Below are 13,915 nucleotides of genomic sequence, written 5' to 3'. Positions count from 1 at the left end.
TTAGGCAGTAGACTGGCAAATGAAAAAAACCTATAAGTTTAAAGGAGAAACATTTATGTGTGGTTTTGTTGGTTATGTTAATCAAACTGATATTCCTGAAGATACGATCGAAAAAATGGCTGATCGTATCCGTCACCGGGGACCTGATGACGAAGCTTACTTCGCTGATGAAGGAACTGCAATGGGATTTAGACGCCTTTCGATCATTGACTTAGAACATGGTAAACAACCAATGTACAACAGTAATGAGACAAAGGTCTTGACATTTAATGGTGAAATTTACAATTATCGTGAAATTCGTGAAGAATTAAAAAAATTAGGCTATGAATTTAGAACCGACGTTGACTCTGAAGTTTTGATTCACGGCTACGATGCTTGGGGACCAAAATTATTGGATAAACTACGTGGGATGTATGCTTTTGTGATTTATGACCGCAAGACAAAAGAAGTCTTTGGGGCACGTGATCATTTTGGTATCAAGCCAATGTATTACTACGATGACGGTCAAAGCTTCTTGTGGGCATCTGAGATCAAAGCATTTTTAGATCATCCAAAATTTGTAAAGGAATTTAATGAAAAACTCTTACCGATCCACTTGAGTTTTGAATTTATCCCATCTAAAGAAACGATGTTCAAAAATGTCTACAAGCTTTTACCAGGACATTATTTCATCCACAAAGATGGTGAAACAGAAATTCATCAATATTACAAATTTAACTATGATCACATCGACAAGAACCAAACGATCGAAGAAGATGCTAAAAAGATCCGTGGTATCGTCGATGAATCAGTTGAAGCCCACATGGTCGCTGACGTTGAAGTCGGTAGCTTTCTTTCCAGTGGGGTCGACTCAAGTTATGTCTTGAACGAAGCTGCAAAATTAAAACCGATCAAGTCATTTTCATTAGGGTTTGAACACTCAAAATATAGTGAATTAGACTGGTCATCACGCTTTGCTAAGAAGATCGGCCAAGAAAACACGCGGATCACGATGGATGGCAATGATTACTTTGATATCTTGCCAACGATCATGTATTACATGGATGAACCGCTCTCTAACCCTTCTGCAATGCAGCTTTACTATCTCTCAAAAGGAACTAGAAAACAAGTTAAAGTTGCGCTTTCTGGTGAAGGTGCTGATGAGTTCTTTGGTGGATACAACACTTATCTTGAAGCTCGTCCATTTGAAACATATCAAAAATATGTTCCGGCTGGGTTACGTAAGGCCTTCTCCAAGATGGTGATCGATTTACCACGTTTCCACGGTCAACGTTTCTTGGTACGTGGGTCTCAACCGTTAAGTGAACGCTACTACCGAGTAAACTATGTCTTCAACTACCATGATCGGGATAAGATTTTGAAAAATAAAGATTTAAATGTTGATTCAGGTGCTTATACCCAACATATCTTTGATGATGTAAAAGGCAAAGATGAAATGACACAAATGCAATACTTTGATATCAATACTTGGTTGCCATTTGATATTTTACACAAGGCTGATCGTATGAGTATGTGTAACTCACTTGAAGTGCGGACACCATTAGTTGATAAAAAAGTAGCTGAATTTGCGGCAACAATGCCGATCAACACTCGTATCAAGGGAGATGAAACCAAAGTCTCCTTACGGGCGGCAGCGGCAGCTGAATTACCACAAGATGTGGCTAAAAAAGAAAAACTTGGCTTCCCATCACCAATCGCAAGTTGGATCAAAGAAGACAAGTTTAGAAAACGGATCGAAGAAGCTTTCACCTCTGATGTAGCTAAGAAATTCTTTGATACCGATGCTTTATTGGAAATCTTACAAGAACACATCAACGGTAAGTCTTCCATGCAAAAAATCTTTACGATTTATACCTTTATTTTGTGGTATCAAGTTTACTTCCCAGAAGATACAACAGCAGATACTTTAAGCAAAGTAAAGATCACTAAATAAGAAAAATGCGTCTGAGTCTAGCTCGGACGCATTTTTTATTGGTGTTATTTTCTACTGTTTTTAAGTTCAGTTAAAGTCTTTTCAAATTTTTGAGATAAATTGGACATTTCTAAAAATTGGGCAGTCGCGATACAATCATCGATCGGCTTTTTCCAGACACTTGATGGTTGATTTAATAGCAATTTTTTTATATTAGTGAAGAATATAAAAAGCAATTTTTCGTATACTAGATTTTCAGCTAGCTCAAAATTTTCTAGTAAATTGATATAATGCAAAGCGTTAATATAGTTCTTGTGTTGAAAAAAATAAAAAACGATATCGCAAAGTAAGCGAAATTGTTCAGCGACGTATAAATTCGAATTATTGATTTTAGCAAAATTACGTTCAACTTTATTTAAAAAAGGTTCCACCTCTGTGGGTGAAAGAAATGGTAGGATAAATTGGAAAAATTTGAATTCGTAATCTGTCCACGTAAAAGCCTGTAGTAAATAACAATATAAACTAGTTTTATTCACACTATATGGCTTAGCCTCAAGATAACTAATGATAATTTCTAAGGCATCGATCATATGAGTGTAAAAGTCATTTCGGGTATGCTTAGTTAGTGAAGAAGCTTGGTGATATAAGAGTACTAAAGCTTCTTTGTCCCTAGCATCGGCAGCTAAAGTCACATTTAAGAAGAAGGCGTCTTTTTTTGAATTGCTGTACCCATGTGCAATAAAATCTAACTCGGAAAAAGAAATATGGAGCTGCTCGAGTAGTCCTAAAAAATGTTGACTATAGATGTCTGTTTTCCCCGAAATATAACGATTATAACTTGAGCGTGACATATTGTCACAAAGTAAGTCAGAAACTCTAATGTTTTTGTTAGTTCGAAGCTCAGAAACGACTTTGTGATACTGCATTGATGCTTCTCCTTCCTTATACTATATAGTACTTATTAAGTAAGGCGTTTACAAGAAATGTCCCTTTTGTGGCACAAACGTCTCTTTTCCGATATACACCTTAAATACAAATTTTTTTATATTACGTCATGTCTGACACAAAAGTTCCTTTTTCGCATAAAAAAAAGGCAAATAGAAATTAAAGGGTATAATTCTAGTTGTTAACAAATTAATTGTTAATAATTTTATATTAAAAAAAGGGGGTTATTTATGAAAAATAAAGATCAAATTATGAGGATTTATTTTGAAAAGCTTACAAAAGAAGGACTGCCAGTGGTTTTTGGCACTAAAAAAAAGCTTAGTACCAACAGCGGAGGGGACCATTAGCTAGCCGATTCTTGTAAGCTTACCGGGGTAAAATAGGGGATAATAGGTAAGAATAGGTAAGAATAGGTAGGTATGTAATGAGACAAAGATCATTGTTTGATTTTTGTCTCATTTTTAGTTCGCTGTGGTAAATTTGGTTAACCATAGAAGCTGTTGCTACATCTAAGGTTGGTCAAGTCGAATAATTGCAAAAAAGCTAGAATGATTTTTTAGCGAAAAAACGTCATTTGGCTCTTTTGGTTAGCGCTTCCATAAATATTTATAGACATTTTAAGCTAAAAAAGTAGCTGTGCATAGTGAAATGCACAGCTACAGGGTGGATCATTTTTAAAAGAATGCTTCATAAATGTACTTGACAGCCCGATCAGCATCGGCACTCTTAGTTCCCAGCATGATCGAAATTTCAGAAGCACCTTGGTTGATCATGTGAATATTGATGTTATGATCAGAAATCGCTAAAATAATGTCTTTCATGATCCCGATGCGATTATGCATTCCTTCACCAACGATCATGATCAAGGCATAATCATCGATCCAGCTTAGTTCATCGGGGCGTAAAGCAGCGCGAATGTCGCGCGAGACCGCTTGTTTCTTTTCGGCGGTGAGCTGACTTTTATCAAAGATGATCGTCAAATCATCGATCCCGGAAGGCATGTGTTCGTAAGAGATGCCGTGTTTATATAAGATATTTAGGATCTTTAAGGTCAACCCCGCGCCTTTATTTAACAAGAATTTATGCAAGTAAAGGGCGGCAAAATGTTTGGAACTAGTGATACCAGTAACGCGTGTCAACGGGGTGAATTCTTGGTACGGAATGATCATTGTCCCAGGACGGTCGGGATGATTGGTATTTTTCACATTGATCTTAACCCGGCCTTCGATCGCAGGGACGATCGCTTCATCGTGGAAGACTGAAAACCCAGCGTAGGATAATTCTCGCATTTCGCGATAGGTCATTTTGGTGATCGCATAAGGATTTTTGACGAGTCTAGGGTTGGCAGCATAGATCGCATCAACGTCGGTGAAATTTTCATATAATTCAGCGTGTAAGCCCCGCGCAACGATTGCCCCCGTGATATCTGAGCCACCGCGCGAAAAGGTTGCGATCTCACCTTCAGCTGTTACCCCAAAAAACCCGGGAAGTATTAATTTCTCTGAGCCGTATTTAAATTTTTCAAAATTTTCATAGGTATCTGGCAAAACGCTAGCGTTATTTGGATCGGAGGTGACTAAAAGACCAATTTCACGTGGATCGACAAAGCGCGCTGGCACACCGAGATGATTTAAGATCAGCGTTAATAAGCGAGCATTGAAATATTCCCCGTGAGCTTTGAAAGCAGCTAATAAATAAGCGGCATTCGGATAAGTCTTTTCTTGTAATTTACGCAACTCTTTTTTTAACCAAACGAGCTGATCTGCTGGAAGCTCAAAGGTTTGCGCGATTTCTTGGTAACGCGAAAAGATCACTGCTTGGATGGCACTAGTATCTTCATAGTCTAAAAAGTGTTCCGCATAAGCGATCAATAAATCAGTGACCTTAGTGTCTTCGGCAAAGCGTTTGCCAGGAGCTGAAGTGATGATGACTTGACGGCTAGGATCACTAGTTACGATCTGAATAACTTTTTTAAATTGTTCACCATTAGCGAGTGAACTTCCCCCAAATTTAACAACTTTCATAAGTATTTTCCCCTTGTAAGATAAATTTTTAATTTTCACGAATGATTTGTGCGACTAAGGCTTTCATGTCGGCTGGAGCACACGTTTGATCGTGTAAGAGTGGTGCATCAAAGAGCGCGCTGATCGTTGGTGGATAGGGCTGTTTGATGAGCTCATGTAATTGCGTGACCGCAGCTAATCCAGGAGCAACGTTTTTTTCACCTAAAGCGTGTAAGACTGCTTCGGGGAATTTGTATGGACTAGCAGTGGAAACAACGACCATCGGTGTTTGATCGTTAGTTTCTGCTTGGTATTTGTGGGCAACAAAAGAACCGACTGCAGTATGCGGATCAAGTGGGTATTTTGCGTCATCAAAGAGCTGTGCGATCTCAGTTGCTGTTTGTTCTTGGGTGGCAAAATCAGCGTAAAATGTTTGCGCCAGCTGTTCCATCAATGCCGGTGAAAGTTGGTATTTTCCCGTGGTCTTGAGTTGTTCCATTAATTTGGCAGTTGCCTTGGAATCTTCACCTAAAGTGTAAAATAAGAGGCGTTCTAAGTTACTGGAAACTAAGATATCCATTGAAGGTGAAGTCGTTACATAAAAGTCACGATTGCGATCATAAGTACCGGTGCGGAAAAACTCGGTCAAGACGTTATTTTCATTAGAGGCACAAAGTAACTTGTTGATCGGAAGTCCTAATTTTTTAGCATACCAACCGGCTAAAATATCGCCGAAATTACCTGTTGGCACACTGAAGTTGACCTTGTCACCAACTTTTATTTGTTTAGCTTTGAGCAATTGACCGTAAGCATAAAAATAATAGACCACTTGGGGGAAAAGGCGCCCAATGTTGATCGAGTTTGCCGAAGAAAGTTGGTAGTTTTCTTGGCGGATCTCTTGTGCGAATGCTTGATCATCAAAAATCTCTTTGACCTTAGTTTGTGCATCATCAAAATTGCCAGTAATGCCGACTACGTGAGTGTTCTTACCTTTTTGCGTGCGCATTTGGCGTTCTTGGATCTCGCTGACTCCATCTTTAGGGTAAAAGACGATGATTTGTGTATCTTTGACATCAGCAAAACCTTCCATCGCAGCTTTACCCGTGTCACCAGAAGTCGCTGTTAAGATCATCGTTTGGAGTGCAGTTTGATTCTTAGCGGCTGCCGTTTGGAGTAAGTGTGGCAATAATTGTAAGGCAAGGTCTTTAAAGGCGATCGTTGGGCCGTGGAAGAGTTCTAAATAAGCTAAGTCCCTCTTGAACTCAACGGGAGTGATCTCTGGGGTCGTGAAATTTTTACCGTAAGCTTTAGCAAGGCAAGCTTCTAATTCTTCTTTGGTGTAGTCATTAAAAAACGGTTGCAAAATTTTGTAAGCCAATTTAGGATAAGATAAATGCAATAGCTCAGATAGTTCTAAATTAAGTTCAGGTAACTGAGTGGGCACAAATAACCCTCCATCAGGACTAAGACCTTGTAAGACGGCTTGTGAGGCGGTCATGGTCTGTTGGGCTTGATCGCGGGTGCTGCGGTATAAAATATCCATAATAAGTGTTCTCCTCGCATAAATTTTGAGTTCATACTACCAAAGAGAGATTAAAATAACAAGTAAAATAAATTAGTTAAATTAAAATAAGTTGTTAATTACTTTTGGGTAAAATTTGAATATGTTAATATTAGAAGAAAGATACATAGTTTTTGGAAACGAAAGGGGATCGGTCCATGAAAGCGATCAAGATTGGAATTTTAGGTTTGGGGACAGTTGGTAGTGGTGTGGTGAAACTTTTACAAGATAACGCCCATAAGATCACCAATATCACTGGCTGTGAATTAAAAGTCAAAACTGCAGTAGTTCGAAATGTAAACGCACACCGTAATGTTGACCTTACGGGGATCGAATTGACGAATGATTTTACGAAGTTACTAAACGATGATGAAATTGAAATCGTCGTTGAAGTGATGGGGACAGTTGACACGGCAAGAGAATACATCAAACGCTTGTTACAGGCAAAAAAACATGTTGTGACAGCTAATAAGGATCTGATCGCCTTACATGGTCCTGAATTGTCTGAGTTAGCCAAAGAAAATAAGTGTGACTTATTTTATGAAGCCAGTGTGGCTGGGGGAATCCCAATCTTACGGACGATCGTGAACTCATTTGCGGCCGATCAAGTTGAATCTGTTTTAGGGATCGTCAATGGAACGACCAACTTTATTTTGACGCAGATGACCCAAAATGGTTTATCTTACGCAGCGGCGCTAAAATTAGCGCAAGAAAAAGGATTTGCGGAAGCTGATCCGACCAATGATGTTACTGGAAAAGATGCAGCTTACAAGATGATCATTTTAACTCAATTTGCTTTTGGAAAAGATATTACGCTGGATGAAGTTAAATTGGCAGGGATCGATGGGATCCAGTTAGAAGATATCAAAGAAGCAGCTCAATTGGGCTATACACTGAAACTTTTAGGGATCGCTAAGCTGATCAACGGTAAATTAGCGGTCTCAGTCGGTCCAGTTTTAGTCAACAATTCCCGCCCCTTAGCTGCGATTCAAAATGAAAATAATGCTGTCTTAGTGACTGGAAAAGCAGTCGGTGAGACGATGTTTTATGGCCCAGGTGCCGGTGAATTGCCGACAGCTAATAGCGTATTGAGCGATATTATCGCCGTTACTAAGGATATCGTTTTACAAACAACGGGTAGCCGCTTCAACGACTATAGTCAAAAAATCGAATTTGCTAAGGCAAACGATATCGTTTATCCATACTACTTGTCATTATTAACACCTGATAAAGCAGGGCAAATGTTGAAGTTGACCGAGATCATGACGCAAGCCAATGCCAGCTTTAAGGTGATCAAACAAACTGGTGCCGCTAATGGTGATGCGCGGATCTCGATCGTGACGCATGCGATGAGCGAGGCGCAGTTAAACGAGATCACTGAAAAGATCAACAACTTAGCAGAAATGCAACTCCTAGCTGCTTATAAAGTCTTGGAGGAAGAAAAATGACAGTAAAAATCGTTGTTCCCGCTAGCAGCGCCAATTTAGGACCGGGGTTTGACTCGTTAGGACTAGCGGTCAATCGTTACTTAACCTTGGAAATATTAGCCCAAAATACTGCTAGTTGGCAAGTTGAACATGAGTTAGGGTCACAAGTCCCTAGTGATGAACAAAATTTGATCGTTCAAGCAGCTTTAGCACTGGACCCCGATTTATCTCCGTTGCATTTTAAGGTGATCTCAGAGATTCCGTTAGCACGTGGATTGGGGAGTAGTTCGGCTGCGATCGTGGCGGGGATCAAGTTAGCCCAACATTTTTCGGCTAAAACTTTTACTGACCAAGAGTTATTAGAAGTTGCAACTAAGATTGAAGGCCATCCCGATAACGTTGCCCCAGCTTTATTTGGTAATTTGACGATTTCGTTACTGTTAAATGGTCAGCCCAAAACTTTGACTGCTACTTTTCCAGAGATCGGGCTCTTAGCTTATATCCCCGACTTTGAATTGGCAACTAAAGATAGTCGTAGCGTTTTACCGGCCGAGTTACCCTATAAAGCAGCGGTCCGTGCTGGCAGTGTCGGCAATGCCTTGGTAGCCGCGTTGTTGACAAAAGACCTTGATTTGATCGCTGAATTGATCGAATTAGATGGTTATCATGAACCATATCGCCAAAAATTAGTACCACATTTAGCGACATTACGGCAAATAGGGCATGAAGTAGGCGCAAAGGGAACGTATTTGAGTGGCGCAGGTCCAACGGTGATGACATTACTTGCCCCAGCAAAAATGCCTGATTTTATTGCCAAAGCTCAAGCTAAAGGGTTGACTGGCGAATTTGTCAGTTTGCAAATCGATCAACTCGGGGCGAGAGTTATTGGATAAAGCAAAAAACGTGTGCAAAAAAGCACACGTTTTTTTATTGTTGCGGTTGGCCGGAATGGATCCCAAAGCCCGCCGTAACTTGAATATTTTGACCTGTGATCGCTTGAGCTTGTTCACTGGCTAAGAAATAAGCCATATTAGCGACATCTGCAGGTTCAACGATTTTATTAAGGGGACTTGCTTGGTTAAATTTAGCAATCACTTCTGGCGGATTTTGTTGGAATAAGGGGGTATTGGTTGGTCCAGGGACAATGTTATTTACTCGAATGTTGTATTTACCATAATCTAACGCCATTGAACGCACTAAATTAGTAACGGCGCCTTTAGCTGCACTGTAAGCTGCCATATTGTAATCACCGTAAAGCCCTGAAATTGAGGCGATGTTAATGATCACGCCACTTTTTTGCGCGATCATTGTGTTGATAAAGGCTTTAGTCATCAAAAAAATTGCGGTAACATCGACTGCTAAAACTTTGTTCCAAGTTTCAAGCGTCAGTTCGTGGAGCGCCCCTTTAGCGAAGATCCCAGCGCAATTGATGAGCGTATCAATGTGAGCATATTTGGCTAAAACTTGCTTAGCTAATTGGTCAACGGCGGTTGGTGAACTAACATCGACTTGGTAAAAATCCACTTGTTGGTTAGGAAATTCTGTTTGAAATTTGGCAGCTATGCTTTGACCTTTTGACGCATCAAAATCGGCCATGACGACATTTTGTCCGGCACTTAAAAAGCGTTTGGTCATGCTAAGGCCCATCCCCGAAGCTGCGCCAGTAATGAGTACAGTTTGCGTCATGTTAGTTAGCCTCACTTAGGTCAGCTAAAACTTCTTTAGTAGAAAGTTTAGTTGCGATGTTATTTAGGGCATAGTTTAAGGCAGCATTTTGCCATTTGTCATTGATCCTAGCCGTTCCGTCAGTAACAATTGTGACATTATAGCCGTGATCAGCCGCATCACGGCAAGTGTGTTCGACTGCCATATTAGTCCAAACGCCAGTCACAATGAGATTTTCGATCCCAAGGCCGCGTAAAAGCGTATCTAATTAGGTTTCATTAAAGGCGCTCATCCGCGTCCGTTTGAGCACGAAATCTTCGGGTGCGATCGTGATCCCTGCCACAGTTTCTGCGCCCCAAGTATCTTCTACGACACTGTCGATCTCACGAATACTTTGAAAGATCGGTGCATTTTGGCCGATGCCAGGTGCCCATTTTTTGACGACAAATTGGTTATGAAACACGGGGATATCTAGGTCATGTGCTTTGTTGATCAAACTAGCGATGTTTTGTTTTTTAGCATGTTCGACAGCACCACTTTTTTCGGATTTACCACCGATGCTCATGTTGTCATTTTGTAGATCGATCACTAAAAGAGCAGTCTTATCTTTAGTTAACATAATTTTTTTCCTCGCTTTAATGTAATAATGTTTGTTCGATCTCGTTACTTTTTTGGCGCATATCTTTGGCAAGGTGCTTGATATCACAACGCTTTAGTGCGTCTAATGAACCGGATAGACCTAAAACAGCGACAGTTTTATCTGACTCCATAATAGGTGCGGAAACGCATCTAAAGTTGAGCTCTTTTTCTTCGTCGTCTAAAGCATAACCTTGCGCTAAGATCACTTTAAGGTTGTGCTTTAAAGATGTCGTGTCGGTCAGCGTATGTTTGGTCTTTTGAGGAAAATCGTTTAAATATAGCATTTGATCTTGCAGTTTTGGGAGTAAAAATGCTAAGGCACATTTATCCATGGCACTAGTATTTAAGGGCAAACTTTACCCTAAGCGGTCCAGGTCATCGGGGTGCTGTTTAGCGGGGATCACCTGAGTAATGACGATCTCATTTTGAAAAATGATCCCAATATAAGCACTCAGCTGATATTTGTAGACTAGCGGTTTTAAAATTGGGACCGCTGACCAGTTGATGCGCTGCTCAAGCTTAGTGGCAAAGAAATAGTTCTTCAAATAGTAACGATTTTTGTGTTTGATTAGAAAATCAAGTTCAGTTAATGAGTAAAGTAAGCGAAAAGCTGTTGTCTTACTCAGATTCAATGCGGTCATGACTTCATGTAACGTGACCGAAGTTTTTGCTTGTAAGAGCGTTAAGACGTCTTTAGCTTTAACAAGTGTTGAAAGGAGATATTTATTGTTATCCATGGACATTTCCACCTTTCGCAATCTAGCATACAAGGTTAATGTTCTTTTAAAAAGGATAGCAAAAAAGTTCCGAATAGTGAAACTAAAATTCAACTAAGGCTTTGGCTTTAATTTTAGAAGGGCATAAGCTAAAATATCAGTTGAAATGTTTTGCGCAGAGTCTATTTTATTTTTAGAGCAAAACGTGCGATAATTATTAGTATGTATTAAGTAAATGAGGAGATGGCCCCGTGCTTTCTGTACCAGAAATAAAACAATTATTAAAAGAACACCAATTATTACAATCAGTCTTGGTTGCACCACAGACTGAGACCTTTACTAACATTACTTATGATTCCCGTAAAGTTAGGGACCAAGCGCTCTTTATCTGCAAGGGGAATTTCAAACCAGAATACCTTACGATGGCTAAAGAAGCCGGAGCCACCGGATATGTTGCCGAACAATATTATCCTGAAGGCGAAGGTATGACCGCGGTCATCGTGGCTGACGTTCAAAAAACAATGGCACTTTTAGGGGCAGCTTTTTATGACTATCCCCAAAATGAGCTATTCATCATTGCCTATACGGGGACAAAAGGTAAGACCACCTCGGCTTATTTTGCCCGTGGGATCTTAGCGGAAGCGACAAGTGATCGGACTGCGCTATTTTCGACGATCGACCGGATCTTAGGAAATGAACCAGATCAACGGTTCAAGTCCGATCTAACGACCCCTGAATCCCTTGATTTATTTCATGATATGCGCCAAGCAGTCAATAATGGGATGAATCATTTGGTCATGGAAGTTTCCTCCCAAGCCTATAAAAAGAGCCGGGTCTACGGCTTGAAATATGACATTGGGATCTTTTTAAATATCTCACCTGACCATATCGGGAGAAACGAACACCCCAACTTTGCTGATTATTTATTCTGCAAAGAACAGCTTTTGCTCAATTCTAAGACGTGTGTGATCAATGCTGAAACAACACATTTACTCGATGTCTACCAAACGGCTAAAGCTAGTGTTGGGGCAGAAAATGTCTACCTTTATGCTCGTAAAGGAGCTAAGTTAGAGTTTGCAGTCGATGTTGATTTTGAGATCACTAACGACTTTGAAGATTTAAAACAAAGTGAATTTAAGGTAACTGGTTTAACGGCAAAGGCCAAAAGTTTAGACCTTGATGGCACCTATGAGATCGCGCTTGCCGGTGATTATAACGAAGGTAACGCAACAAGTGCTTTGATCGCAGCGGGGATCACTGGGGCGCGTAAGAGTGTAGCGCAACAGGCTTTACCGCTAGTAAAAGTTCCGGGACGCATGGAAATGATCACGTCTAAAAATCACGGGACGGTCTATATTGACTATGCTCATAATTACGCAAGTTTGAGTGCCTTGTTGAAATTCTTGCGCAAACAAACTAATGCAGGTAAGATCCATGTTGTTTTGGGAAGTACCGGCGACAAAGGGATCTCGCGCCGTGAAGGTTTTGGGAAAGCTTTAAGTGAAGAAGCAGATGTGGCCTATTTAACGACCGATGATCCGGGCTTTGAAGATCCACTAAAAATCGCCCAAGAGATCGATCAACATATCGATCATAAGCGCGTGGATGTTGTCTTTGAGCTTGAACGCAAAGAAGCAGTCAAAAAAGCTCTTATGGCAAGTACCTCTGCCGATGTGGTCGTTTTAGCAGGTCGGGGTGAAGATAAATATTTAAAAGTAAAAGGAAAAGAGCTTTTGTATCCAACTGATGTTGAGATCGCACAAGAAATTTTGGAGGATATTGACTAATGGCAGTTGAAACGGCAGATTTTACTCCGGTTTTGTTAGGGAGTGACTTTAATGTATATGGGATGGCGCGTTCATTTTATGAAATGTTCCATAAACCAGTTAAAGCTTTTGCGCAAAGCGAATTAGCGCCAACGCGTTATACCAAGATCGTTGACCTCGAATTGATCGATGGTTTTTCGGAAGACCCAGTTTGGATCGATGAAATGATGAAGATCAAGGAAAGCTACCGTGATCACCAAGAACCAGTGATCTTGATCGGCTGTGGGGATGGCTACGCTGAATTGATCGTACGTCACAAAAAAGAATTAGAAGATGTCTTTGTTTGTCCTTACATTGATGTGGACATGTTGCACCAATTGAACAATAAAGAAAATTTCTATCAAATTTGTGAAAAATATAATCTACCATATCCAAAAACACAGATCATCACTAAAGAAATGCATGACAAGGGTGAAAAGATCGCACAACCATTTGACTATCCAGTTGCGTTAAAACCAGCTAATAGTATCGAATGGCTCGACGTGCATTTTGAAGGGCGCAAGAAAGCCTTTCGCATCCAATCACGCGAAGAATTTGATCGCATCGTAGACCTTGCCTATACTAACGGTTACACGGGCGACTTTATCTTACAAGATTTCATTCCTGGCGATGACAGCAACATGCGCGTCTTAAACGCTTATGTAGATCAAAACCACAAAGTCAAAATGATGTGTTTAGGACATCCGTTATTAGAAGATCCCGCACCAGCTGCGATCGGTAACTATGTAGCGATCTTACCTGAATATAACCAAGAGATTTATGATACGATCCAAAGCTTCTTAGAAGAGATCAAATTTACCGGTTACGCTAACTTTGATATGAAATATGACGTTCGTGATGGCAAGTATAAACTCTTTGAGATCAACTTACGCCAAGGCCGCAGTAGTTTCTTTGTTACGCTAAACGGTTATAACTTAGCTCAATGGGTCGTGCGTGATTACGTCACGGGCGACTTAAAAGAGGCTGAAACGGTTTATTGTAATAAAGACAACGACCAAGCTGCTTTATGGTTAGGTGTTCCAGTTAAGACCTTTAAGAAATATGCGCGTGAAAACGAAGATAAAGAACATGCTTTAGCCTTGATCAAAGAAAATCGCTACGGCACAACTTACGAATACTCAGAAGACATGAACTTAAAACGCTGGTTATTGATCCAATGGATGAATCATAACTATGTGAAGAATTTTGCCCGTTATTTTGCTGAAAATAAAGGATAAGATA

At 40.2% G+C, this 13,915-nt stretch carries 11 protein-coding genes and 1 pseudogene; 5 read left to right on the top strand and 7 right to left on the bottom strand.

Annotation, left to right across the window (positions count from 1 at the left end):
• Positions 1 to 55: 55 nt before the first annotated feature.
• Positions 56 to 1,933, top strand: coding sequence for an asparagine synthase (glutamine-hydrolyzing) (gene asnB / locus FC32_RS00565; protein WP_056957185.1), 1,878 nt, complete (start codon positions 56 to 58; stop codon positions 1,931 to 1,933).
• Between the two features lie 44 nt (positions 1,934 to 1,977).
• Here the strand turns inward: asnB and FC32_RS00560 are convergent, their stop codons facing one another.
• The 3 genes from FC32_RS00560 to thrC all read right to left on the bottom strand — a co-directional run bounded on the left by FC32_RS00560 (position 1,978) and on the right by thrC (position 6,403).
• Positions 1,978 to 2,838: an Rgg family transcriptional regulator gene (locus FC32_RS00560; RefSeq protein ID WP_025087234.1), complete on the bottom strand. Its 861-nt coding sequence runs from the start codon at positions 2,836 to 2,838 to the stop codon at positions 1,978 to 1,980.
• Between the two features lie 693 nt (positions 2,839 to 3,531).
• Positions 3,532 to 4,881 (bottom strand): aspartate kinase, encoded by a 1,350-nt coding sequence (locus FC32_RS00555; RefSeq protein WP_025087235.1) that lies wholly within the window; start codon positions 4,879 to 4,881, stop codon positions 3,532 to 3,534.
• A 28-nt stretch (positions 4,882 to 4,909) separates the two neighbouring features.
• Complete coding sequence (gene thrC / locus FC32_RS00550; RefSeq protein ID WP_025087236.1) at positions 4,910 to 6,403, bottom strand: threonine synthase; 1,494 nt, start codon at positions 6,401 to 6,403, stop codon at positions 4,910 to 4,912.
• Positions 6,404 to 6,579: 176 nt separating this feature from the next.
• Between thrC and FC32_RS00545 the strand changes: the two genes are divergently transcribed.
• On the top strand, positions 6,580 to 7,869 hold the full coding sequence (locus FC32_RS00545) for a homoserine dehydrogenase (RefSeq protein WP_025087237.1): 1,290 nt from the start codon (positions 6,580 to 6,582) through the stop codon (positions 7,867 to 7,869).
• Positions 7,866 to 8,741: a homoserine kinase gene (gene thrB, locus FC32_RS00540; RefSeq protein WP_025087238.1), complete on the top strand. Its 876-nt coding sequence runs from the start codon at positions 7,866 to 7,868 to the stop codon at positions 8,739 to 8,741. Before FC32_RS00545 ends, thrB begins: the two co-directional genes overlap by 4 nt.
• Positions 8,742 to 8,775: 34 nt before the next feature.
• Here the strand turns inward: thrB and FC32_RS00535 are convergent, their stop codons facing one another.
• The 4 genes and pseudogenes from FC32_RS00535 to FC32_RS00520 form a co-directional block, all read right to left on the bottom strand.
• Positions 8,776 to 9,534 carry an SDR family NAD(P)-dependent oxidoreductase gene (locus FC32_RS00535; RefSeq protein ID WP_056957184.1) on the bottom strand — a complete coding sequence of 253 codons (759 nt, stop codon included), beginning with the start codon at positions 9,532 to 9,534 and terminating at the stop codon, positions 8,776 to 8,778.
• A 1-nt stretch (position 9,535) separates the two neighbouring features.
• A pseudogene (locus FC32_RS10905) lies at positions 9,536 to 10,132 on the bottom strand (cysteine hydrolase family protein).
• Between the two features lie 16 nt (positions 10,133 to 10,148).
• Positions 10,149 to 10,505 (bottom strand): IclR family transcriptional regulator domain-containing protein, encoded by a 357-nt coding sequence (locus FC32_RS00525; protein WP_155891459.1) that lies wholly within the window; start codon positions 10,503 to 10,505, stop codon positions 10,149 to 10,151.
• Positions 10,506 to 10,508: 3 nt separating this feature from the next.
• Positions 10,509 to 10,889, bottom strand: a complete 381-nt coding sequence (locus FC32_RS00520) for a helix-turn-helix domain-containing protein (protein ID WP_025087240.1) — start codon at positions 10,887 to 10,889, stop codon at positions 10,509 to 10,511.
• A gap of 230 nt (positions 10,890 to 11,119) precedes the next feature.
• Here FC32_RS00520 and FC32_RS00515 point away from each other — a divergent pair, with 230 nt between their 5' ends.
• Both FC32_RS00515 and FC32_RS00510 read left to right on the top strand, forming a co-directional pair.
• A complete protein-coding gene (locus tag FC32_RS00515; RefSeq protein WP_056957183.1) occupies positions 11,120 to 12,655 on the top strand; it encodes a UDP-N-acetylmuramoyl-L-alanyl-D-glutamate--2,6-diaminopimelate ligase in 1,536 nt (511 codons plus the stop codon).
• Positions 12,655 to 13,911 (top strand): carboxylate--amine ligase, encoded by a 1,257-nt coding sequence (locus tag FC32_RS00510; protein WP_025087241.1) that lies wholly within the window; start codon positions 12,655 to 12,657, stop codon positions 13,909 to 13,911. The genes FC32_RS00515 and FC32_RS00510 overlap by 1 nt, the downstream gene beginning before the upstream one ends.
• The last annotated feature ends 4 nt before the right edge of the window (positions 13,912 to 13,915 follow it).

The organism is Ligilactobacillus apodemi DSM 16634 = JCM 16172 (assembly GCF_001434405.1).
Classification (GTDB): domain Bacteria; phylum Bacillota; class Bacilli; order Lactobacillales; family Lactobacillaceae; genus Ligilactobacillus; species Ligilactobacillus apodemi.
This window is presented reverse-complemented; position numbering and strand designations above follow the sequence as displayed.

What these genes read in the sequence shown, in the direction of transcription:
- asnB (WP_056957185.1), top strand. Translation starts at nt 56, where the DNA reads ATGTGTGGTTTTGTTGGTTATGTTAATCAAACTGATATTCCTGAAGAT.
- FC32_RS00560 (WP_025087234.1), bottom strand. Translation starts at nt 2,838, where the DNA reads ATGCAGTATCACAAAGTCGTTTCTGAGCTTCGAACTAACAAAAACATT.
- FC32_RS00555 (WP_025087235.1), bottom strand. Translation starts at nt 4,881, where the DNA reads ATGAAAGTTGTTAAATTTGGGGGAAGTTCACTCGCTAATGGTGAACAA.
- thrC (WP_025087236.1), bottom strand. Translation starts at nt 6,403, where the DNA reads ATGGATATTTTATACCGCAGCACCCGCGATCAAGCCCAACAGACCATG.
- FC32_RS00545 (WP_025087237.1), top strand. Translation starts at nt 6,580, where the DNA reads ATGAAAGCGATCAAGATTGGAATTTTAGGTTTGGGGACAGTTGGTAGT.
- thrB (WP_025087238.1), top strand. Translation starts at nt 7,866, where the DNA reads ATGACAGTAAAAATCGTTGTTCCCGCTAGCAGCGCCAATTTAGGACCG.
- FC32_RS00535 (WP_056957184.1), bottom strand. Translation starts at nt 9,534, where the DNA reads ATGACGCAAACTGTACTCATTACTGGCGCAGCTTCGGGGATGGGCCTT.
- FC32_RS00520 (WP_025087240.1), bottom strand. Translation starts at nt 10,889, where the DNA reads ATGGATAACAATAAATATCTCCTTTCAACACTTGTTAAAGCTAAAGAC.
- FC32_RS00510 (WP_025087241.1), top strand. Translation starts at nt 12,655, where the DNA reads ATGGCAGTTGAAACGGCAGATTTTACTCCGGTTTTGTTAGGGAGTGAC.